Annotated in this window: 16 protein-coding genes; 5 read left to right on the forward strand and 11 right to left on the reverse strand. The window is 49.5% G+C overall.

Annotated features, from left to right (window positions below; genetic code table 11):
• Nucleotides 1-3 precede the first annotated feature (3 nt).
• The 7 genes from AZF00_RS12730 to AZF00_RS12760 all read right to left on the reverse strand — a co-directional run bounded on the left by AZF00_RS12730 (nt 4) and on the right by AZF00_RS12760 (nt 9,036).
• Nucleotides 4-1,884: a DUF294 nucleotidyltransferase-like domain-containing protein gene (locus tag AZF00_RS12730; protein ID WP_008248783.1), complete on the reverse strand. Its 1,881-nt coding sequence runs from the start codon at nt 1,882-1,884 to the stop codon at nt 4-6.
• Between the two features lie 69 nt (nt 1,885-1,953).
• On the reverse strand, nt 1,954-3,579 hold the full coding sequence (locus AZF00_RS12735; RefSeq protein WP_008248781.1) for a BCCT family transporter: 1,626 nt from the start codon (nt 3,577-3,579) through the stop codon (nt 1,954-1,956).
• A gap of 52 nt (nt 3,580-3,631) precedes the next feature.
• Complete coding sequence (locus tag AZF00_RS12740) at nt 3,632-4,939, reverse strand: porin (protein ID WP_008248779.1); 1,308 nt, start codon at nt 4,937-4,939, stop codon at nt 3,632-3,634.
• Between the two features lie 538 nt (nt 4,940-5,477).
• Nucleotides 5,478-6,494 carry a nucleoid-associated protein gene (locus AZF00_RS12745; RefSeq protein ID WP_008248776.1) on the reverse strand — a complete coding sequence of 339 codons (1,017 nt, stop codon included), beginning with the start codon at nt 6,492-6,494 and terminating at the stop codon, nt 5,478-5,480.
• A 320-nt stretch (nt 6,495-6,814) separates the two neighbouring features.
• Nucleotides 6,815-7,705 carry an alpha/beta fold hydrolase gene (locus AZF00_RS12750; RefSeq protein ID WP_008248774.1) on the reverse strand — a complete coding sequence of 297 codons (891 nt, stop codon included), beginning with the start codon at nt 7,703-7,705 and terminating at the stop codon, nt 6,815-6,817.
• A 213-nt stretch (nt 7,706-7,918) separates the two neighbouring features.
• Nucleotides 7,919-8,440, reverse strand: a complete 522-nt coding sequence (locus tag AZF00_RS12755; protein WP_008248766.1) for a DUF1254 domain-containing protein — start codon at nt 8,438-8,440, stop codon at nt 7,919-7,921.
• The gene (locus AZF00_RS12760) at nt 8,437-9,036 is read right to left on the reverse strand and encodes a DUF1214 domain-containing protein (protein ID WP_008248765.1); all 600 of its coding nucleotides are present in this window, start codon (nt 9,034-9,036) and stop codon (nt 8,437-8,439) included. The genes AZF00_RS12755 and AZF00_RS12760 overlap by 4 nt, the downstream gene beginning before the upstream one ends.
• 416 nt (nt 9,037-9,452) lie before the next feature.
• On the opposite strand from AZF00_RS12760, the gene AZF00_RS12765 reads away from it, so the two are divergent.
• Nucleotides 9,453-10,703, forward strand: coding sequence for a cytochrome P450 (locus AZF00_RS12765; RefSeq protein ID WP_008248764.1), 1,251 nt, complete (start codon nt 9,453-9,455; stop codon nt 10,701-10,703).
• A gap of 164 nt (nt 10,704-10,867) precedes the next feature.
• Here the strand turns inward: AZF00_RS12765 and AZF00_RS12770 are convergent, their stop codons facing one another.
• Nucleotides 10,868-11,881: an AraC family transcriptional regulator gene (locus AZF00_RS12770; RefSeq protein ID WP_008248763.1), complete on the reverse strand. Its 1,014-nt coding sequence runs from the start codon at nt 11,879-11,881 to the stop codon at nt 10,868-10,870.
• 193 nt (nt 11,882-12,074) lie between these two features.
• Between AZF00_RS12770 and AZF00_RS12775 the strand changes: the two genes are divergently transcribed.
• The gene (locus AZF00_RS12775; RefSeq protein WP_143829366.1) at nt 12,075-13,115 is read left to right on the forward strand and encodes a helix-turn-helix domain-containing protein; all 1,041 of its coding nucleotides are present in this window, start codon (nt 12,075-12,077) and stop codon (nt 13,113-13,115) included.
• 133 nt (nt 13,116-13,248) lie between these two features.
• Nucleotides 13,249-14,781, forward strand: coding sequence for a TLP1 C-terminal extension domain-containing protein (locus tag AZF00_RS12780; protein ID WP_143829365.1), 1,533 nt, complete (start codon nt 13,249-13,251; stop codon nt 14,779-14,781).
• A 63-nt stretch (nt 14,782-14,844) separates the two neighbouring features.
• Here the strand turns inward: AZF00_RS12780 and AZF00_RS12785 are convergent, their stop codons facing one another.
• Both AZF00_RS12785 and AZF00_RS12790 read right to left on the reverse strand, forming a co-directional pair.
• A complete protein-coding gene (locus AZF00_RS12785; protein ID WP_008248756.1) occupies nt 14,845-16,077 on the reverse strand; it encodes an iron-containing alcohol dehydrogenase in 1,233 nt (410 codons plus the stop codon).
• Between the two features lie 84 nt (nt 16,078-16,161).
• Nucleotides 16,162-17,715 (reverse strand): long-chain-fatty-acid--CoA ligase, encoded by a 1,554-nt coding sequence (locus AZF00_RS12790; protein ID WP_008248755.1) that lies wholly within the window; start codon nt 17,713-17,715, stop codon nt 16,162-16,164.
• Nucleotides 17,716-18,098: 383 nt separating this feature from the next.
• Between AZF00_RS12790 and AZF00_RS12795 the strand changes: the two genes are divergently transcribed.
• Both AZF00_RS12795 and AZF00_RS12800 read left to right on the forward strand, forming a co-directional pair.
• Nucleotides 18,099-19,457, forward strand: coding sequence for a cytochrome P450 (locus tag AZF00_RS12795; protein WP_008248753.1), 1,359 nt, complete (start codon nt 18,099-18,101; stop codon nt 19,455-19,457).
• A 79-nt stretch (nt 19,458-19,536) separates the two neighbouring features.
• Entirely contained in the window at nt 19,537-19,980 is a 444-nt protein-coding gene (locus AZF00_RS12800; protein WP_008248750.1) for a PaaI family thioesterase, read from the forward strand.
• Between the two features lie 44 nt (nt 19,981-20,024).
• Here AZF00_RS12800 and AZF00_RS12805 read toward each other — a convergent pair whose 3' ends face one another.
• A complete protein-coding gene (locus AZF00_RS12805) occupies nt 20,025-22,397 on the reverse strand; it encodes a TonB-dependent receptor (protein WP_008248748.1) in 2,373 nt (790 codons plus the stop codon).
• Between the last annotated feature and the right edge of the window lie 153 nt (nt 22,398-22,550).

Genomic DNA, 22,550 nt, shown 5'->3' on the forward strand with positions numbered 1-22,550 from the left:
CTCTCAACTTATCCTACCCGGCTGATACCTGAATTTTAAAAAACGCTGGGCATTGCTTAGTATTTGAAACGCTTCTTTAAGATTTTTCCGTTCAAAGTCCGACAAATGCTCAGGCTCAATATTGTTGTCTGGCTCACGCTTCAATTCAATATCCAAAGCTTGGTGACGAATTCTGACCATCGCAATAAATTCCAGTGCATCTCGCAAATCAAGGCCCCTACCGGGGGGTAATATCCCTGCTGCGATAATATCTTCTAGGCGTTCAAAGGTATTACGCGCCGACGACCCCACCGCCAAGGTATGCACACGCACAAGGTCGGCAATGGGGCCGGTACCTCGACGCTTCATATTGATTGAATTCGTTTGGCGACCATCGGTTTCCATCACAAAATCTTTAAAGAAACCCAGTGGCGGCGTTCTGAGCAAGGCGTTACGGGCCATACAAGCTAAAAAGCGCGCATTGGTTTGCGCCTTTTGGCGAATCAACTGATTCAACTCTTCCGCCCATTGGCACTGCCCCCACACGCCTTCTAAATCGAAGAAAATAGCGCTGTGTAGCAATGACTCCGCGGTGGGTTTCTCAACCCATTCATTAAAATATTGCTGCCAAACGGCTAGAGGTTGGCGCCACTTCGTGTTGCTGGCCATTATATTGCCAGTGCAATAACTGTAGCCACAGCGTGCCAAACCGTCACTAACAAAATTCGCCAAGGCGCTAAAATACGCGTCGTGCTGCTCAGCGACAAAGCTATTATCAAGAATAAGGGCGTTGTCTTGATCTGTAACAATAAGCTGTTCACCCCGCGCCATTGAGCCCAAGGCTAAAAAGCAATAAGGCACGGGAGGGGCGCCCAACTCCGCCTCGCCCAGCTCGCATAAGCGCTGTTTAAAACTGCGGCCTATCACCGCCATCGCACTCCCAATCATTTGGGAATTAGCGTCCTGATGAACCATGCGCGCGAAACAGGCTTGAGCTTCTGGCAGAAGCACGGCAAGCTCATCAACACTTTGGGCATTAAAAATACTTTTGACAACAAACAAGCTGTTTTGCGACTCGTAACGCAAAATATCAAGATGACTAATCAAGCCAACCGGTACGCCCTTTTTCAATACGGGCAGATGCTGCACCTTGTATTTAAGCATTAGCATCATCGCGTCGAAGACAAACTGATGACTTTGCACATAAATCAATTCGGTGGTCATAATATCAGCCACGGGAATGTCGCTGCTTAAGCCCATCGCCACTAGGCGCCCGCGAATATCCAAGTCGGTAACAATACCAACCACCTGAGCTGGCCGCCCTGACGAGTCCTGTTCGTCAAGGGTGATTAGCAACGAGGATACGTTTTCCTCAGTCATGCGAATCGCGGCCTGATGCACGGTCGTGGTGCTCGACACCGTAACGGGTAAGGTGGTGATTAAAGTGCTTATTTTAGCGGTAAGCAAGGAGTCGTCGTCTTCGCCTTTGGCAATAGATTGACGCAAACGCGTCTGGTCTTCCACTTCAACAAAGTCAGCAAAATGCTCGAAATTATCGAATAAATAATTAAATGTCTCGTCACTAATGAGGTATACCAAGGTATCTTCTAGGGCTGTCACGGGAAAGCGAACTGGGCGATTCAACATTAAGCTTTGCTCGCCGAAAAATTCACCTACACCTAAGCGATTATAAAGTTGCCCGTCTCGTCGAAAAACCTCAACCGCACCACTGCGGATCACATACCATTGATGATTATCTTGCCCCAAGGCCAAAATAGCCGACTGCGCCCGGTAATACGCGACCTCAACATTTGCAGCTACCGTAGCCAGCACGTCATCCGGTAAATTTGCAAATGGCGGGTGACGCCTAAAAAAATCCAATACTTCGGATTGCTCGGCCAGCATTATCCTACTCCGTGATTGACTATTAGGCTCGGCCAGAAATTCTTCCAGACGAGCCCCACCAAGTTACTATTATCTGGGCTCAGACATCAGACCCTTAATCATCGAAAATGCGGCAACCAACAACACCAGAGTAAACGGTAGGCCTGTCGACACGGCCATTGCCTGCAAAGCGACCAGTCCGCCACCCAAAATAAGTGCGACGGCAACCAAGCCTTCAAATAAGCACCAGAATACCCGCTGCGGCGTTGGCGAATCGACCTTGCCCCCGGCAGAAATCACGTCTATTACCAGCGACCCGGAATCAGACGAGGTAACAAAAAACACGATTACCAACACAATAGCAATAAACGACGTGATGCTGGATAACGGCAATACATCGAGCATGCCAAATAGCTGTAAGGGTAAATCAGCTTCAACCACTTTTTGATAACCATCAGTCACAACTTGCTTTATCGCAGTGCCACCAAATGCCGTCATCCAAAATACACAGGCCGTAGACGGTATCAGTAACACAGAAATAATAAATTCCCGCACCGTGCGACCACGTGAAACTCGGGCGATAAACATCCCCACAAATGGGCTCCACGATATCCACCACGCCCAATAAAATGCCGTCCAACCGGAGGCAAAATTACTGTCTTCGCGGCCTACCGGGTTGGCTAGTTCCGGCAAGTAGCGGAAATAGGCAATGATGTTGTCAATAAAGCCGGTGGCGATTGCCAACGTTGGGCCAACAATCACTACAAAAGCCAGCAACAGCATCGCGAGCATCATATTGATTTCAGACAATCTTTTAACGCCGGCGTCCAAGCCCTTTACCACAGATATCAGCGCAATGGCGGTGATCCCGATGACAAGCAGGATTTGCGTGGTTCCGCCCAAGGGAATACCAAATAAATAATTCAAGCCCGAGGCTGCTTGAGATGCGCCTAAACCCAATGACGTCGCCAAGCCGAATATCGTTGCCAACACCGCCAAAATATCGATGATATGCCCAGGCCAACCCCAAATCCGCTCACCTAAGAGCGGGTAAAATACCGAGCGAATCGTTAACGGCAAGCCCTTGTTGAAAGAAAACAAGGCTAAGCCCAAGGCCATTACCGCGTAAATAGCCCACGGGTGCAGCGCCCAATGATAAATTGTTGCCGCCATCGCCAAACGTTCAGCTGACTCGGCATCGCCCACGGCGCCACCTAAAGGAGCCCAGTCACTGCGCACGCCATTCTCGGCTGCGGTACCTGCAAATGAGGTCGTGAAATGCGTCAGCGGCTCAGATACGCCGTAAAACATCAGACCAATGCCCATGCCAGCGGCAAACAGCATCGAAAACCAGCCTAAATAGCTATAGTCTGGCGTAGCCTCCGTACCACCCAAGCGCACACGCCCTAGTGGCGAGACCACTAGCACCAAACATATCAGTACAAAAACGTTTGCTGCACTAATAAAAAACCAATCTAAGTTAGACGTTAGCCAATTCCGCACGCCACTGAACATCGGCTCGGCTTGCTCTTGAAAAAACAGCGTAAGCGCAACAAAGGCAATTACCGCGAAAGCAGAGATAGCAAACACCCTATTGTGTATATCTAAGCCAAATGGCCCTATATTCAACACAATATTGTCTTGGCCTACTTGATAGTCGGTATCTATTGGAGTGACCTGGCCATCAGGAACCATGGGATCCTTATTATCTGTCATCAGATTATCCTTAGTACGTGTGTTAGTTTATGTGTGTATGCATTTCCTAGGCTCAAAAGTAGTATCCGATATTGATATTAAAGCGCTGCTCGTAATCACCGCTATCACCGGCACCACTGCCACCCACAAAGGGCTGATTTTTAGCATGCACCCAGTCAAAGTAAGTGAACAGACCACCTGCCGCGACCGACACTCCTGTAACGTTCATAACCGTATTTGCGGTGTCATCTGACTTGTCGTAAACAACGCCGTAGTTATTATAAAATTGCAGACCTGTTACTGCGCCAAAGTTGACGGGTAAATCGTAAGCGACATTTAGCGTGGTAGACGTCGCTTCTGCAGCAATGGTGTCGTAGAAGGAGTAGGCGCCAACGGCAATTTGCTCTAGCTGATCAATGTCGTAGCGATATTCACTGTGCTGTAACTGCAAATGCCAGCGTTGATATTGGCTATTGGCGTGTAATGCCAAAGCCTGATAATCGCCCGCCCTGCTCTGACCGTCATGTATACCGCCACTCAGCGCAGACACGCCCACTTCTGTCCTTAGCTCGCCTTGTTTAAAATGATAGGCAAAGCGCCCACTAAAGGTGTTGTATTCAGCCAAGGCTTGGCCAGGTTCATCATAAATTCCTTCACCTGCCGTACGAGCGCCGACAATATCGTAGGAGTAGCGATCTGAGCGATTATCAACGTATCCGTCTACGCCACCGAGCTCATCATTTTTAAAGAAGCCTAAATCTAACTGCCAATTATTAGCAACACTACGCTTGAACACGACACCCAGATCAAAATCGTCTTCCAAACCCAGATAATAATTGGTGCTGAAAAAATAGTTTTGCGAATTATAGGGGCTATTACCAAAGGGCACCTTAGTGATACCTGCGTTCACTTCCCAGTTCTCGCTAAATTGATAACCTACATAGGCGTATTTAATCGCCGTCATATAATCAAAGAAGCGAATTTCGCCATTGAGCGACACATCGCCGATTTCGCCTCGCAGATTCAATCGAAAGATATCGAAATCGAAATCGCCACCGCGATCCTTATTGCCTTCGCTATAGGACGTATAATTGAAATTGGTACGAATCGCGCCCCCTACCGTGATGCCATCCTCAGACTTCGCTTTCTCCGGCGCAGCGCTATTATCTGTCTTCTGCTCCGCAAGTGTTTGAGCATTTACCGCCACACTTGTCGTATTGGCTTTGGCCTGCTCTTCAATTTCGGCCAGTTTAGCCTGCAGGGCAGAAATTTGGGCTTTGAGGCTATCTAACTCTGCGGCGGAAACGGACACCGTTTGAGCATAAACAGGACCAACAAAAGTACTGGCGAGCAAAATCGATAATAAACGATGCTTATTCATGATTATTTCCTACGATTAAAAATTGGACTAAGCTAGCGAATCGGCTATCACTTCTAAATTCATTTAGCGGAGTATAAGAAATGCGCTTTTGGTTCAGCGAAAATAATGGACGCAATGGCTTTTCATTTCAAAAATCAACTGTTCTGCGCCATAATATTAATTCGACATTCACATTAGTGATGTTTTGACAAACTTGCTTTTATGCGACGAAATAGCATTATTAGGTCTCGTCGCCGATCTACTTACTCGCCTAGCCATTCTTCTAACGATCTATACGCCTACGCTCATTTTCAACAATATCTAAAGTAAGCGCCAACGCTGACACCCCACCACCTTAGCATTAGTGACGCTGATTCGCGACAGCTGAGTACGTCAGCAAATTTCCTATTATTATTGCCACTCAACGTATTGCCAACAATTCGCTTCAGAATAGTTACTATAAGCCTCATATCCAACATTAAAGCTGAGTATAGACCAGCACACCGAGTCCGCCAGCTTTTCAGTTAACTTGAACTCGGGAAGCGATTTCACAGGACCATTACGTTTCTTTTCGTGCTTTTATGTTGACTACCGCCTGAAATCCATCTTGGTTATCGGTAATGGAAACCCCCGACACGGAGTATTTTGAATCACTTATCACCAGACCCACACCGGCTCTTACTCTGACTCGACTGGTTATTGGCTTTGCTTGCTTCGCGAAGTCTTGAGACTTAATTTCGTAATCATCGGCGATATCAACTCCGGTGCTGCTTACCACACCAGATATCACTTCAGACAAGGCCTCTGAATCAATGTATTGAGAGGAAATATCCTTTATCTCTGCTATCGATGTAATTTCTGAGGAGTTTATTTTTTCGGTGATTTTCTCGTTCAAATCAGCAACATCTTGAGAATCTTCAATTTTCGAACTTATCCCCTTCAATATAGAACCACATATCTTTGCGTAGGATTTTGACGTTGCTCTTGGCGATACCTTTAGAAAGGAATCCTTCCAGTATTTGGTCTTCTGCCCAAGATTGTCGACAACAAAAACACCTTGTTCATTAGGAAGCACTAAGGCTCCCTTTTGAATTTTATTCAGCGATATACCCGATCTTTCAATAATGTCAAATGAATCCGATGATTCCGCTATTTCAAGAAAATAATCTTTATTTTCTATTTTCAATATTGCAAGGCCGCTAGACTCTACATCGTCAACTTTAAGCCCAGTAAAGAGTAAAAAGACAAGATCACCAGAAGATATATTTTGATGTGTTGATGTTGCGTATAAATGCTTGGCTATCGCCTGTGTTTGCAGTACAAAATCACTCTGCTCAGCAAATAGCTTTCCAGTAATATTAGAGACAGTATTCAGTGATAAGTCAGACTCATGAAAGAAATCGTATATCTCTTTCTGCTTTGCGAGCGGACTTAAGTAGCTTTTAATAAGTAGTTCAGCCAATGACTCACTGACTTCCGACTCACTTTCTGCGAGACGCATACCCTCTTCGCGGACTTTATTACCCACTCGATGCACCACGATATTACTTAATCGCGCAGTACTTACATCAACCATTACTTACTCCACTCATTATAAATAATTGACAGCAATTCGGCCCCCAATCAATATCGAACACGTATCTGATTAAAAAATATGCCACCAGCAGATTATTTCCACTAGAACAATTGAAACATTTTGAAACGCTATTCAGCTGGTATGCTGTGCGTATTGTACCGACACTGGGAGATCGCCGCAGTAATCTGTACGACATTAATTAATTCAGACAGACGACGCACCCGCTATATCACTATTTCGGCGGATGATGCCCCTACACAGACGGGTTCAGCTGCAAGCAGATGGCGGAATGCCCTTTATCAGAGATCACCCGCCGAAGGTTAACGCAGGCGAGAATGAGCGCTTATTAAGGCAACAAACTTTGGTAAAAGCGGTACTGGTAGATCGTGGCCCATGCCATCAAACAATTCAAGACGAGCACCGGGAATATGTTTGGCGGTGTCTATACCGCCATCGACCGGCACCAGAGGGTCACTTTTGCCATGAATCACCAGGGTCGGCGCAGTAATCGTTTTTAAGGCGTCGACTCGGCTACCGCAGGACGATATTGCGGCCAATTGTCGAGCAATTCCAGCCGGGTAATAACTGCGCCGGTAAGCGAGGAGCAGCCTTTCGCGCAACTCAGCATCGCTAGGCGGGTATGCTGGACTGCCAATAATTCGCCAGGTTTGCATTGCCGTATTGAGATATGATGCCTCATCTTTTGCCGACGCCGCCGCGAGCCTCAGCAACACTTTGGCGCGGGGCTGAGGTAAACGAGGATTGCCGCTTGTCGACATAATCGAGGTCAACGTCAGTACGCGCTCCGGGTAGTTGGCGGCCAGCAATTGAGCAATCATCCCGCCCATAGACGCACCGACGATATGAGCCGATTCAATATTTAAGGCATCTAACAGCAATACCGTATCCTTGGCCATATCCGTCAACTGATAGGGGACCGCTAAGCGAAAGCCCAGCTTAGAGGCCAACAACATTTTAACGACGCCGGGTGCCCGTACACCCCCAAGCTTATGAGACAGACCCACATCGCGATTATCAAACCGTATGACTCTAAACCCTTTCGCCGCCAAGGCCACACAGAATGACTCTGGCCAAGACACCATCTGCATGCCCAAGCCCATAATCAACACCATCGCCGGGTGTCCGGCGTCGCCAAACTCTTGAACAGCCAGCTCAATATCACCCACTTTTATGCGCTTTTCAGTGTTCATGAGACCTCGAATAGTGGGTGCTACCGCACCTAAGGAAATACATCTAGGGTATGCTAAGCAAAGTAAAAAATGGCTGCCCGCCTTTCCCCACTAAAAGCACACGCCCTGCAAACAGTTACCATACAAAATACACCTATATTAAGGCGCAAGATGACTATAGCGCTCGCGGAGCCACTAACAAAGGCAAAAACTCAGGCCTTGCGGCGGCGTGATTTAAACCGGCCCACACCGGCTCTGTTTAAGCGCCGCTAAGGCGGCAGAGGCCTCACCTATTGCCGATGCCCGCAGCAGCATAATGCCCCGCTGACTCGGTGACTGGATAACTTCGCCGGAATAGTCCTCAGGATTGCTGTTAGGGCCGATCAAAGTCACCTTAACATGCGTACCAGCGCGGTACCGGCCATCGCCGCGATTGCTCATACCAGCATAATTATCAGTATTCATCTGGTCAAACTGCATAGACCAATAGCGCTCCGGCACCTTAGCCTCAATCAACAGCGGCCTTTCTGCCAAGTTGTAAATACAACTGCCATAGAATAGATCTGGACTGGGCCGCACCACCTCACGGCTGGCTTCGTCAGCGCGAGGTTTAATATACAAGGTGTTGTAAGCCTGCTTTACGCCACCGCGATGGTAGAGAACTTCCATCACAAGATTCGGTAGCGCAAGGGCGAGAAGATACTGGCCAAGATAGCCACAGAGTAGAATACCGAGACACCACTTGAGAAACTTCATGAGCAGCTCTCCAACGTAACCCTAGGTAGGGGAGCCGAGTGCGGTTGCTCAAGATAAGCCTTACCAGGCGTATAGAGGCGCAATAACAAATCAAAATCGTGCCCTGAACGCTTACGCCAAGACGCCGCCCCCGAAGGCCCGACCGGTAGCCAGTTTGCAGTTTGCTCCTCGGCACCCACATAAATCACCCAGCTGCCGTCTGGGTTGCGGAGGATATTCTCGTTATTGAAGGAGTAGCGCTTGTGCGGGTTTGGTATCAGAAAGTTGTCCCAACCATAGGCTGTGACACTCCACCAGTCGGCGTCGTAGTCTTTACCTTCTATTCGATAGCGACAATTCAAACTTAGCGCCTGTCCGTCCAACGAATCCAGCCGGTAGTACATGGAATTTTCGCGAGTAGAGGCCAGCAAACCGCCCATAGCTATAGTTGCTTTTAGCATGATTCCGGCGTCAGTTGAGCCTGTGCTCACATTAGTGACCCAATTACCGTTATGCACACTCATTGCCCCAAGACCGCTACCAATATTGCGTACCAAAAAAAAGACCGATAAAGCCAGCGTCAGCAGCGCCACAGCAAGCACACGAATCACCTTCATTTGCGGGTGGCTCCTTATTATTTATATATCAGCGCCCTATAATGCCGTGAATACCCGTGGCAGCCTAGCCATTGCAACATAAAACTCGCTTTAAGCCGTGCGGCCAGACGCCTACAATTCATTAAATCTAAGGCAATTTCTTCCGCGTGTGAGCTGACGACATTACGGCCATTTAAAGCGCCTAAAACATCGTCTCACCCTCATTATTTCATTAGTACTAGCCATACCTCGCTGCGTCTCACCAAGTGCGCCGGCTGATCACAGCAAAACTGGCCGTTTAGGCTTGCTCATTGACCTAATTCCCCCTCTCTTATCGCATCTTTCATTGATAAAGTTCGCAATCTATCGCCGACAAGAATTTGGCTCGATCAAAAAATAAAGGCCGCGCGTGCCGGCAACACAGCAGAGGAAATATTATGAGTCAGTGCCCATTTGCCAATCTACTGAGCTTGGATACCTATCAAAATGGAATGCCCTACGAAGAGCTCGCTCGAATTCGAGCGCAAGGGTCAATGATGTACATGGAAGATCCAGAGAATGGCGTGCCATATTGGGCCGTTGTTAAACGCGACGCACTGGACTTTGTCTCGCAAAACCCAGACCTATTTTCGTCAAACTTGCAGGGTGCTTTCCCAATGGAAGTACACGAAAGCGAGAAAGAGATCCAAGCGATTATGCAGGAGAACATCATTATCTCCATGGATCCGCCTAAGCACATGAAGTACCGCAAAATCGTCAGAGATGCCTTTACGCCCAAAGCGGTGAACAATATGGAGACGTGGTTGCGCGAGAGCGCACGCGCCATTATTGATCGTGTCGCCAGCAAGGGGGAATGTGAGTTTGTAGAAGATATTGCCGCAGAACTGCCCTTAATGGCCATTCTTGAGCTACTTGGTGTTCCTCAAGAAGACCGTAAGCAGTTTTTTGAGTGGACAAACATCATGGCCTTCGCCGATGATCCAGACCTCGCCACCAGTCGCGACGAAGCCAACACAGTGAGCTTTGAGGTCATGGGCTACGCCGCTGAACTCGCCGCTAAGCAGCGCGCAAACCCCACTAGTCAGGTTGTTGAGGCTTTATTAAACGGGGAAGTCGACGGCCAGAAAGTCACCGAAGAAATGTTCGCCTGGATGTTCATATTGATTATGGTTGGCGGCAATGAAAGTACCCGCACTGCGACGGCACACGGCATGCGTCTCTTAATGGAGCACCCGGACCAGCTTCAACACCTCGTAGACCACCCAGAAGATATCGCCGATGCCGTTGAAGAAATGCTCCGTTACAACACGGCGTTTATTGCGATGCGCCGGACAGCGACCCAAGATATTGAATGGAACGGTTACAATATAAAGAAGGGCGATAAAGTCGTATTACATTACCATGCAGTTAATCACGATGAAGATGTATTCGGCGAAGATGCGATGAAATTTGATATTCACCGCGCCAAAAAAATGCCGACACTACGCAGGGAAATGCGCGCATTTGGCATTGGTGAACATTTTTGCTTGGGCATGAATTTAGCCCGCATGGAATTAAATATTATTTTTGAAGAACTGATTCCACGTATTCCCAATCCGAAATTTGCCGGCGACGTAACCTATATGCGTTCCTTTTTTATTAACACAATTAAATCAATGCCGATCACCTTTGATCCCGTCTCTGCATAAGGCGGCAAAGCAGATATTGGACGCCGTTTAAACCTAAAAACGTCTGGCGTGACTCTATTGCAGAGGGTCACGCCAAACTACCCGAAGCAAACCATCAAACACAAATCACATACTAAACAAGGCTGTTGATCTGTTTACGGTCACAACCAAGTACAGCCCAGCCCTCAGCCAGCTTGTAAAATTGCCCGAAAGCGACCTGGCGCTTGACCATACCAGCGTTTAAATGCCTTTTGAAAAGCACTCTGATCACTAAACCCTAGCGCCGCAGAAATATCCAACAAAGCCAATTCACTCTGCGACATCAGCCTAAGTGAGCGCTCACGACGAGTCGCATCAACGAGGCTTTTATAGCTTGTTGCCGTACTGTTTAAACGTCGCTGCAATGTGCGTGTCCCGATGCCAAGCTGCGCCGAGATATCCTCAAGACGAGGCACACCGTCTGCCAACTGGTCAATAATACAGTCGCGCACCTCTTTTATTAAACGGACTTCATACTGCAAATTTGACATCTCAATGCGGGCAGCCTGCTCTAACGATTTGTATATTGCGGGGTGCGGATACAGTGTTGGCTGGTCCAATAATGCCCGGCCAAAATGCACCGCATTTACTTTTTTGCCAAATTTAACCGGCGCCTCAAACAAGTCAGCCATTTGCTGCTCACGACCGCCCCCACTATGGGCAAAATGCACTTCTCGACGTGTTGCGCCTTTATCTAACATGGGTTTATTCACGCGGTACCAATTCGCAAAGAAAAACTCAACGACATGGCGAGATGCTTGTTTACGCGCAGGCAGTAGCCAACTCAAACAGGCTGTTTCGCTGTTAATCTCGCTGAGCACCATATCGCCATGATCAATTAATAAGCGAGAATAACGCTGCATAGCATCGACCGCCTCGCGACTATTTGCCGCACTCATGCCGAGATAGTCCACCATCCCCCATGGCGTGCGCGAACAATCTGTACCAGCATGAGCACCTAAACAAGGGTCATTCAACAAACTTGCACCGGCGTCGAGGGTTAATTCAAATAATCGCAGCGGCACCCTGCCCTGCTCACTGAGATGGTCCAGTGGATCTAAGCGCAGCACTGACTGCAACTGCCGAGCACTGACACCCTGGGCACCAAGATACGCTAATAGGTTATCGAGATAATCTTTACACACTGTAGGCGTTCGCATTTTCCACTCCCTTTAGTATGACTGCTGCCGCGGCCATACCAACACGCAGCTATTATTGTAGGCGGCTGAAACAAGCCTTTGTCACCCACAGACTAACAAGTTAAGAGATAAACTTGTCCCCCTCCGCCCCCTAAAGTATTATCATTAGTGACCGTCAATTTTTATCATTTATGGCCAAAATAGTTTATTCATTGTGCAATTAATCGAAATGGAGCAGCTCGGCGCCCGATTACTACGGGTTCTGTGGCGCTTATTGCAACAACACTACCCCGAGATCGACTGCGCCGAGCTAGGCCGACGCTGTAATCTTGGCGAGGAATGGTGGCAGAACCAAAGCAGTAACAAGCTGGTGAATACCTTGGTGCTGCTAAACGCGTTGCGCAGTCACGACGCACCAGCCATTGCCTTAGAGCTGGGTGATCTCGCGGAACTCAGTGATCTAGGCTTGCTTGGCTATGCCATGCTGACAGCCGCCAATTGCGAGCAAGCAACGAATATTAGTTGCCACGCATTCAGCGAAGCCAGTTTTCTAGTAAGGGTCAAGCTCGAGCGCGCCGAGCAACATGGTCTAATCCAGTTTCAACTTACCGACAATGCGCTCCCCATCGAGCAGCTCATTTTAGAGCTGTGCAGCGTCGCCGCATGGCGCTATGTCCAAGCCATATTGCCTGAGGGGCGGTCAGCCGTGCCCGACTATGTTGAGCTCAGTTGCAGCCCACCAGATCACGCCGCCCGGTATAGCGAGCTGCTGGGCTGTACCGTACATTTTGACTCGCCAAGAAATACTATCGCGCTGCCAATAGCGTGGTTGTCGCGCCCCATCCCCAGCGGCAATGAGCAGGCGCTCATTGCTTGCTCTCACCACGTCCAACAAATGTTTGGCGACAGCTATCGCAGTGCAGGGATTGTTCCTCAAGTAAAACGCCTGTTAATGGCAAGACCTCAGGACTGTCGCTTTAAACTAGAAAACACCGCCAAATTACTGCGCTTAAGTCCGCGCAGTCTGCGGCGGCATTTAGATCAGTCAGGCAGCAGTTTCCGAAAAATCTGCCTCGACGTGCGTATGGAGCTAGCCCGTGAATACTTATACAACACGCGTATGAGCCTGAAGCAAATCGCTTACCAGCTGGGCTACAAACACCCTAGTAACTTCAATCGAGCTTTCAGTGACTACTACGGAAACTCACCTCAAGCGATGCGCCGAGCCAATCACGCCGCCTTCCAACAAGTGTAAATAGCCTTGGCGCAGCGCGACATAATTGGCATCACAAGCGCTACTGCTGCCGCGCTCAAAACCCCACAATATGCAGCCTATTGGCGCCAATTTCTGCGCTTATTCGCGCTATATTATTGAAACGGGACTCCTTATGAATGCAGCCGACAACACCCCCATCCTGGTCGGCGTCAGCCAGCGTACTTATCGCGACACCGGCAACCCGAATCGTACGCCCACTGATGCCCTGCACGACGCCCTAGAGCTCGCGCTACAAAATAGCGGACGCGGCGAAGCACTGCGCGGTGCCATCGACACCCTGTGCACTGAACCGAGTCTGCTCGAGGTATCTGCTGAACTCGGTGCATTAATCAGCCGTTTTCCCGGTCCAGAACTCGTTAAGCGCCTTGGACTCAAGGATGCGCGCTGCCTCAAAGCCCCCGATGGCGGAAACGGCCCGCAAATGCTAATTAACCATTTCGCCAAGGAGTTAAACCAAGGCCAGCGCCGCGCTGTGGCTATTTGCGGCGGTGAACTGACGGCCAGTTTCAAAAGCCTACTCGGTGGTGGTGGCGACATCAGCCACTGGCCAAACGACGTAAAAGGCGATACTCAACAACCTTGGGCTGAGCGCAGCGGGACCCACTCGGAAGAGCTCCGCCACAATTTATGGCTGCCTACCCATATGTACGCGTTGTTTGAAAATGCCCTGCGCCATCGCTATGGACACAGCTTAAGCGAGCACCAAGAGCACATGGGTAAAATTATGCAGGGCCTAAGCGACACCGCCGCCGCCAATCCAGATGCATGGTCATACCAGCGGCCACGCAGTGCTAAACAACTCGTCAGCTTCGAAGAGCGCAGCCCCTGTCTCGCACTACCGTACAACAAATATCTCTGCGCGCAGATGAATATCGATATGGCTGCCGCCGTCATCATGACGACGGTTGCTACCGCCCGCGAGTTGGGTATAAATGAAGATCAGTGGATATACCTCAACGGCTGCGCGGACGTTAACGAAGTGTGGTACGTCGCCGAACGCGCGGACTTATCGCGCTCTGGCGCAGTCGCTCTCGCTGGCGAAACCGCACTTGCACGTGCGGGATGCCATATTGACGATATCGCCTTAATGGACATTTATAGCTGCTTCCCCAGTGCGGTAGAAATGGCCTGCGATGCTTTAAATATAGACCCATTCGGCCAACGCCCCCTCAGTATAACCGGCGGCCTGCCTTATTTTGGCGGCCCCGGTCACGGCTATAGCCTGCATGCCGTTGTCACGCTGGTAGAGCAACTTCGTGAACGCCCTAATGACAAGGGGCTAATCACGGCTAACGGCTGGTATATGACCAAAGAATCTATCGGTATTTACAGCGCAAAGCCAAGCGAGATGCACTGGCAGCGCGGGGACGACGCCGCCTTGCAAGCTCAGATTGATGCTCAGCCCCACCACCACATCGACGGCGCCCCCAGCGGCCATGGCCACGTCGACAGCTTCACTGTGGTCTGCGACAACAACGGGCCACAGCAGGGTATTATTATTGGCAGCCTAGACAGTGGCGCCCGCTTCGTCGCCCATACTGAGCAAGACGATGCGCTATTTGCACAGCTGATGAGCGAAGACGTAATAGGCCAACGCGGCGTAGTCTCCAGCGGTGAGCAACACAATCTATTTCGTTTTAAATAGCACAAAATTGAGCCATAAAAAAACCGGCAATTGCCGGTTTTTTTATGGCTCAGCACACTAACACTAGGCGAATGCAGCAGCTCTCTCGGTAGTGCTTAGCAATGTCGCCAAAATAGCCTGACACTCTGCTCGGCTCATCAGAATAGGCACCGGATAAGCCGCGCCTTCCTTAACCGCAGCGGCAGCAATAGCCGGAATATCCGCTTTGTTTAAACTATCTAACTGGCCAGGAATACCTAAGCGTCGATTTAAGTCAGCGATAGCATCAATGAATTTCTCAGCCGCTTTTTCATCACTATCACCACTGCCAGCCACGTCGATAAGTCGGCCTAATTTCGCCAGCGGCTCCTGTGCAGCCTTCGCCATAAAACGCAGAACTTCAGGCATTACTAATGCGTTAGCTAAGCCATGAGGCGTTCCGTACTGACGACCCAGCTGATGCGCAATTGCATGCACATTGCCCACGCCAGCATCGTTGATTGCCATGCCGGAATAATAGGCTGCAATCGCCATTTGCTCACGCGCTACCGCATCACTACCGTCACGATAGGCGCGGGGCAAATACTCAAAAATCATTTTTACCGACGCGTAACCGTAGGCATTACTACTGTCGGTGCCCCATAGACTAATATAGGTTTCGATTGCATGGGTTAAGGCATCCATTCCCGTTGCCGCGGTGATCGCCGCCGGCATGCCGAGCAGCAAATCGGCGTCGAGCGCGACGGCTTTTGGCAGCATTTTGGGGTCGGCAATAAAAAATTTCTCATGGCTTTGCTGATCAGAAATTACCGCGGCTATCGTCGCTTCCGAACCGGTGCCAGACGTTGTTGGCAGTGCAAATAACGGTAAGGGCGCCTTCTTCACTTTAAAGTAGCCAACTAATTTCCTGCCGTCTCTGCCATTAGTCGCCGCTGATGCAATAGTTTTCGCGCAGTCAATTGACGAGCCGCCACCAATAGCCAATACCGCATCGCAGTTATATTCGGCTTGCAACGCCAAGCCAGCATCGACCATAGAAAAAGTCGGATCGGGCAATGTTCCATCGTAAATCGTACAGACAAGGCCTTCCTCTGTCAGAACATCAACGGCACGGGCAACGATACCCAGCTCAACCAAGGGTTTATCACTCACTACTAGCACTTTCCGGATGCCCTGGCGTGCAATGTGCCGACATAGCTGCGCCGTGCTACCTTGGCCAGTAAACGCCATATATGCCAGCGACGGCATCAGTTTAAAGGGGATAGCTATCAATGCTAAATAGCTGCGCTGTAATAAAGTTCTTAAAAACTTACTCATTTTAAACTCCAGTTGGTCAATGACCGAAAACCACTTCACTTATTGCGATATCAAGTTGCTCAAACTAAGGTGTCTTAGTGGCCACTAGACCACTTCGCCTTGGTATTTGGGAACAATGTTAGCCCGCAGCTCTTTTTTCAATATTTTGCCGCTTGGGTTCCTTGGCAGCGCAGCCACGTATTCCAAGTATTTGGGCGTTTTAAAACCCGCCAGCGACTCTCGACAGTGACTAGTCAGCTCCTCAATGCTAATCTCGCCTTGATCACCAGCCACTATAACCGCCAATGCAACCTCGCCCCACTTCTCATCAGGCACACCAATCACAGCAACATCTGCAATTTTAGGGTGGCTCATAAGTACGTTCTCTATTTCAGCAGGGTAGATATTTTCACCCCCCGATATAATCAAATCCTTCACTCGATCCTTAAGAAAAAGATAGCCATCTTCGTCGAGATAACCGGCATCGCCCGTGTGTAACCAACCATCGACAAGCGTCTTAGCGGTTGCTTCCTCAGATTTCCAATACCCCTTCATCACCTGTGGACCACGCCCTAATATTTCGCCGACTTCGCCGATAGGCAGGGTATTGCCCTTGTCATCAACCACCCGCAGCTCGGTGCCAAACACCGCTCGACCACATGAGCGCAGAAGTTCAGGCTTGCCCTGCAAAGCGCGCATATGGTCTTCGTTAGTTAAAAAGGTCAAGGCCGTGGTGGACTCAGTCTGTCCGTATCCTTGATAAAACTCGCAGTCAAAGACCGCCAAACAACGCTTTAGCAAATCCACCGAAATCGGTGATGCGCCATAGTTAATCCAACGGAGATTAGAAAAATCGTATTTCTCTATATCCGGCACACACGCCAGAGAGAATTGCAGCATGACGGGAACAACCGACACATAGCTTATATTCTCGTTGGCCATTGTTTCGATCATACCCACAGGATCATAGTCCCGATGTAGGACGAGATCGCAGCCGTAATAAATCGCCATTAAGGCGCCAACCAAACCGAGGGCGTGAAAGGTGGGGGCAATGATTAAGGCACGATCCCCTGCCCGTGGCGCACGACCAGTTGTCAGCGGGGCTTGGATACTATTGCAGATCAAATTACGGTGAGTTAGTAAAGTGCCTTTGGGCAGACCGGTGGTGCCACTGGTGTACATTTGAAAGAGAACATCATCACCGTGAATAATTAATGGGGCAGGCTCACCAGCATTCCCAATCCAGCGGTCTAAAGGTGTGGCCCCATCGAGTTCGCCAACAATCGAAACCTGCTCAACTCCCGCGAGATAACTGCCGACCAAGGGCGCAAATTCACCGTCAATGAACAACACGCGCGCTTCGGCATTTTCCGCGATAAAGCCCACTTCATCAGCGGTAAGTCGGTAGTTAATACCAACCGGCACCACGCCCGCTCGCGCGCAGCCCAAAAAAACCAAGAAATTTTTCAGCGAATTTTTACTGAGTATTGCCACCCGCTCACCTTTAGCAACACCGCCAGTCTGCAAGCGGGCTGCCACCCGGCCAATTTGTTGCCAGGCTTGGGCATAAGTCAGCTGCTCGTTGGCGTCACTGCCAAATGATGCATCGGGCCGCATTTTCACTTGAAAGGCCAAATAATCCATAAAACTATCAAACATCTATTCATTCCTCTTTGTATCATTACGCGAGCGGCAAATTGACGGTAAAAAAGTGATAGCAATTACACGTTTAAAAAACTCATTAAGAAAAATTGCGGATATAAAAGTCACTTTTTATTATTAATAAGTAAGCAAAAACCAACAGAGCTAGGCTATCAGTGTCTCGGATTAGGGGTTAGTCCTGGGGTGCCTGAAGTTGGCATCGCCCGACCAAAAACATAAGCTACGACACATCTATAGCTGCGGCTAGCCGCGTCCTTGGCGTTGTTGGCACATACCGACTAAGGCCGTCGCGCGCCGACTAGACCTCATTACGCCACTGCCATAGTGTGCCCGCTAGAACACGCCCCACCCAATGGCGACGGTCAGTAATGAGGAAAAAAATGAATAGCCAGAGTATTGATCAAGCAGAGCTTCCACGACGTCCAAATCGCAGCCTTTCCCACATTCCTGGAACAAGCGGGCTTCCTGTCTTTGGCCAGACCTTTAGCTTTTTGCGCAATTACAAAGCCTTAACTGAACTGCGCTTCAAAAAATACGGAAAAATTTCCAGAGGCAACACCCTCTTCCAGCACAGCCTTACTCTACTCGGCCCCGAGGCCAATGAAGTTGTACTCAAAAACAGCGAAGCACAATTTTCCAGCATGCTGGCATGGAACCCGCTGCTTGACCGCTTATTCCCGAATGGTTTGATGCTTAAAGATGCGGAGGCACATCGCTATGATCGCAAAATCCTTCAAGGTGCTTTCAAAAAAAGTGCCATTGAAGGCTATTTAGACACCATGAACCCCCAGCTAGAACGCGGCTTAGCAGCGTGGCCAAAAGGCCAAGAATTTCATTTCCAGCACACGGTAAAGAAATTACTACTGGAAGTAGCGGCCGAAGTTTTTCTCGGCGTTGAAATGGGCCCAGAGGCCAGCGGCGTCAACCAGGCGTTTGTCGATACCATGTTGGCGTCAATGGCGGTGGTAAAGTTGCCGATACCCGGCACCCTTTGGCACCGGGGACTGCGTGGTCGGCAGCACTTAGAAGACTTTGTTATGGCGCACATCGACACCAAGCGCCGCGAGCAGGGTCGCGATATTTTTTCCCAAATATGTCACGCCACAGATGAAGACGGCAACCATTTTTCCGACGAAGCTGTTCGCGACCATATTATCTTTTTACTATTTGCCGCTCACGACACCACAACAAGTACGCTGTGCTCGATCATTTTCGCCTTAGCTAAAAATCCCGAGTGGCAGCAGCGACTTCGAGAAGAGTACAAGGCCCTTGGCAAACCCCAATTAGAATACGACGACCTAGGGCAACTGGAAGACAGTAAACTGGTCTTCAAAGAAGCCCTGCGAATGTACCCGCCGGTACCCGCGATTCCGCGTCGCACCCTAAAAGACATGGAGCTTTTCGGTTATCACATACCCAAAAATACTGCGGTAGCGATATCCCCACTCTTCACCCATTACATGGAAGAATATTGGAGCGAGCCCACTAAGTTTGATCCAGAGCGATTTTCTAAAGCGCGCGCCGAAGACAAGAAGCACTTTTTCCAATGGGTGCCCTTCGGCGGTGGCGCCCATAAATGCTTGGGTTTGAATTTTGCCGAAGTGCAAACCAAACTATTCCTTTTCCATCTGCTGACCCGTTACCAAATACAGGTTAAAGAAGGCTACGACATGCCGCGCAACTGGGTGCCCCTCATCTTCCCCGCAGACGGCTTACCAGTGACATTCATACCTTTGTAAAACCTACTTGCTTGCAAACGAATCGCGGCGCCCGGTAACGGACGCCGTTTTTTATTGCCCGACTATTGGACACCACCCCATGACAAACACCTTCTTTCCACACTGTTCTGAATCTGACTGGCAAACCATGCCAATGGTGGCCGGACGCTCTTTCGACGCCCAAATGGGCGCCTTTGAATTTCGTAAAGTTTCCACGAGTAAAGCGCAGGCGCGGTTCAGCACCAATGAAGACAGTCGAAATATTCAGTACGGTTTGCACGGTGGTTTCCTCGCAGCCTGCGCCGAACAGGCGTTCTACTTACCCTTGTACACCGATCGCTGCGTTGCGCTCGGTCGCGTTGTCACCATTGATTTCAATATGCAATTTTTCCAAGGCGGCGAGATCGGCCAGGACATCATCGCCGATATCGAACTAATGAAAGAAACAGGAAGAATGGGCTTTACCCGTGGCACGCTCAATCAAAACGAACATTGCCTGTGCAGTTTCAATGCAACGCTCCGCAAGTTAGCGCCCCAGGCATAAAAAAGCCCAGCAAAAGCTGGGCTAAACCAACAAAACGGCGGTACTTAAAAGCGCAATACACCCTCTACCGCAACACTGCGCGGCGCATCGGTTGCCGCAAAGTGAGCACCAACAAATAATGGAACATCATTGCCGCTTGAGCGGGTCATTTCATTCGTTAAGTTTTTGGCAATCAGCGCGACTTCCCAACCCTTGGCAAAGTTCAGCAGTGACAGGCGACCATTGATTTTGTAGTAGGCTTCCTGCAAATCAGACTCGTCGCGATCTTGGGTGTAAAAGTATTCATCGCTGTAATTCAGGTCCAGCTGCACACGCAATTCCATTGCATCGCCAATAGGCTGAATATACTGGCTGGTTAAACTCGCCGACACTTCAGGCGCATAATCCGTCCCGGCGCCAGACAGATCCTGACGACAATCAGGATTACCGGCCCGGTAGGCAGCATCGGTTTGCTCTGCATTACACGGCCCATCCACAAACGAGGTGAAGTAAGAGTCCAGCCACGCCATTGAGGCACCCACGGTTAAGCGCTCACTCAATGCCCAACGCAGATCAGCCTCAACACCTTGCGTAATAGATTCAGCCGCATTGCCAGCCACATAGCCTGTTAAGGTAAAATTACTGACTTGGCGATCCATAAATTCAGTATAGAATACGGCCGCATTAAATGTTGCCGCACCATCGAGTAAGGTGGTTTTTATGCCCAACTCGAAAGTGTCGGCTTCTTCATCTTCATAGGTAAATGCATCTTGGCTAGCCGTGGTATCGCTGGCATTAAAGCCGCCATCTTTAAAGCCTTTGGCGTAACGAAAATAGGTCATTACGTCTTCGACGGCATACCATTGCAGATTAAACGCCGGAGAGACATTAGCCACTTTGCGCGCATTGCTAATATTGTGATTTTCTGAATTATTTAACGCACCAGCAATAATCGCATACAGCGGATTGACGGTGCGCTCTTTAGAACGAAACTCGGCAACATCTAAATATTTGCTCGCCACTTTTTCGTCCTGCCCCCAACGAAGACCAAAGGTCGCGCTGAGCGTCTCGGTGATATTCCATGTTGCTTGCCCAAATACCGCCACGCTGTCGGTGGTCTGATCAAATTCGGTATAGGTCGCCAACTGGGTTGGCAACGACAAGCTTAAACCCGGAATCGGCAAGGTACTTGGTATGCCCAGCGCAGCAAAGTCCAAGTTAAGCCATAGTGTACTGTTTAGCTCTTGGGTGTGCGCGTAAACACCGGCGATAAAGTCGATGCGCTCGCCAGCGCTACCCGCAATTCGAAACTCCTGGCTCAGCTGAGTGAAATCCTCAGTATTTTCAGTGCCGATAAACTCCAGATCAGTAAAATCAGCATCTAAATTAAAGGTAAAATCAAACTGGGAATAACCGGTAATACTTGTCAGAGTAATTGTATCTGACACCTCATAGTCTAAGGTCAGTACCGCAGCATCACTGTTATTTTGGGTCATCGCTGGCTGCCAAGCAAACTGCTTGTCGGATTTTCGACGATCAAGCTGACCATCCTCGCGAGGGTCTATTTCGTCCTCCAAATTAAACGACAGCAAGGGCAGAGGTAATGAAATAGGTAAATCAATCGGCAAGGCAATATTTGATTGGTACAAATTAAACGTACCGGTATTATCGGTAAGCTGAAAGCTGGTACCGGTTAAACCAAAATCAGATCGCTCCATTTTAAGATTCACGTCTAGCTTGTCACTCGCGTCCCAGCGCAGTGCTAAACGCAGGGATTCATCAGCGCGCTGCGCCTCATTGCGATCAAGAATAAAATTTTCGACATAGCCCTCTTCATCAAGCCGCTTGTACGCCGCACGGGCAGAAAAGCTGTCCCCCATGGGAATATTCAATACCGCTGTCATCTCATTCGCACCCAGCTCCGAATTGTGCTGGTAGCTCAGCTCACCGCTTAGCTCTTCAGTTGGACGGCTAGTAGTAATATTCACTGCGCCAGCGATGGTGTTCTTCCCAAAAAGTGTTCCCTGCGGCCCTTTCAGTACTTCAACCAAGGCAATATCAAGAAATGGCGCCTGAAATTGTTGGCCCCGTCCCGCGTAAATACCGTCGATAAACATACCTACCGATTGTTCAAATCCGCGGTTATCACCTGAGCCAACGCCACGGATATACACCGCGTTCCCTTGTCCAGTGACCGCCATTTTAAAGTTAGGCACATAGGCAGTCAGCTCCTCAATACGCTGAAGACCCGCATCGCGTATCTTGGCACCGTCAACTGCAGCTACCGCGACCGGGACGTCTTGCAAGCTTTGTTGCTGTTTCTGGGCCGTAACAATCACCTCTTCGAGCTGCGGGCGGCCACTTTCTCCAGCTGCAAATCCGGCAGCGGGGATCACCATCAGCGCCAAGGCGCCACTCCGTAGTTTGCTGTTCAGCATAATCCTTCCTTATCGATATTATTGAGCAGGATGGTGTCACAATGTCTCACAGGAGGATTGTTTAGCAATGTCAGCTGTGTCGCCAAGCGACATTCCAGCAAATGACAAAACGTGTCCGCGGCTTAAAACCCGACACCTATTACACATAAGTAC

It is taken from the genome of Zhongshania aliphaticivorans (assembly GCF_001586255.1).
In the GTDB taxonomy this organism is placed as follows: Bacteria; Pseudomonadota; Gammaproteobacteria; order Pseudomonadales; family Spongiibacteraceae; genus Spongiibacter; species Spongiibacter aliphaticivorans.

What these genes read in the sequence shown, in the direction of transcription:
- AZF00_RS12730 (WP_008248783.1), bottom strand. Translation starts at nt 1,884, where the DNA reads ATGCTGGCCGAGCAATCCGAAGTATTGGATTTTTTTAGGCGTCACCCG.
- AZF00_RS12735 (WP_008248781.1), bottom strand. Translation starts at nt 3,579, where the DNA reads ATGACAGATAATAAGGATCCCATGGTTCCTGATGGCCAGGTCACTCCA.
- AZF00_RS12740 (WP_008248779.1), bottom strand. Translation starts at nt 4,939, where the DNA reads ATGAATAAGCATCGTTTATTATCGATTTTGCTCGCCAGTACTTTTGTT.
- AZF00_RS12745 (WP_008248776.1), bottom strand. Translation starts at nt 6,494, where the DNA reads ATGGTTGATGTAAGTACTGCGCGATTAAGTAATATCGTGGTGCATCGA.
- AZF00_RS12750 (WP_008248774.1), bottom strand. Translation starts at nt 7,705, where the DNA reads ATGAACACTGAAAAGCGCATAAAAGTGGGTGATATTGAGCTGGCTGTT.
- AZF00_RS12755 (WP_008248766.1), bottom strand. Translation starts at nt 8,440, where the DNA reads ATGAAGTTTCTCAAGTGGTGTCTCGGTATTCTACTCTGTGGCTATCTT.
- AZF00_RS12760 (WP_008248765.1), bottom strand. Translation starts at nt 9,036, where the DNA reads ATGAAGGTGATTCGTGTGCTTGCTGTGGCGCTGCTGACGCTGGCTTTA.
- AZF00_RS12765 (WP_008248764.1), top strand. Translation starts at nt 9,453, where the DNA reads ATGAGTCAGTGCCCATTTGCCAATCTACTGAGCTTGGATACCTATCAA.
- AZF00_RS12770 (WP_008248763.1), bottom strand. Translation starts at nt 11,881, where the DNA reads ATGCGAACGCCTACAGTGTGTAAAGATTATCTCGATAACCTATTAGCG.
- AZF00_RS12780 (WP_143829365.1), top strand. Translation starts at nt 13,249, where the DNA reads ATGAATGCAGCCGACAACACCCCCATCCTGGTCGGCGTCAGCCAGCGT.
- AZF00_RS12785 (WP_008248756.1), bottom strand. Translation starts at nt 16,077, where the DNA reads ATGAGTAAGTTTTTAAGAACTTTATTACAGCGCAGCTATTTAGCATTG.
- AZF00_RS12790 (WP_008248755.1), bottom strand. Translation starts at nt 17,715, where the DNA reads ATGTTTGATAGTTTTATGGATTATTTGGCCTTTCAAGTGAAAATGCGG.
- AZF00_RS12795 (WP_008248753.1), top strand. Translation starts at nt 18,099, where the DNA reads ATGAATAGCCAGAGTATTGATCAAGCAGAGCTTCCACGACGTCCAAAT.
- AZF00_RS12800 (WP_008248750.1), top strand. Translation starts at nt 19,537, where the DNA reads ATGACAAACACCTTCTTTCCACACTGTTCTGAATCTGACTGGCAAACC.
- AZF00_RS12805 (WP_008248748.1), bottom strand. Translation starts at nt 22,397, where the DNA reads ATGCTGAACAGCAAACTACGGAGTGGCGCCTTGGCGCTGATGGTGATC.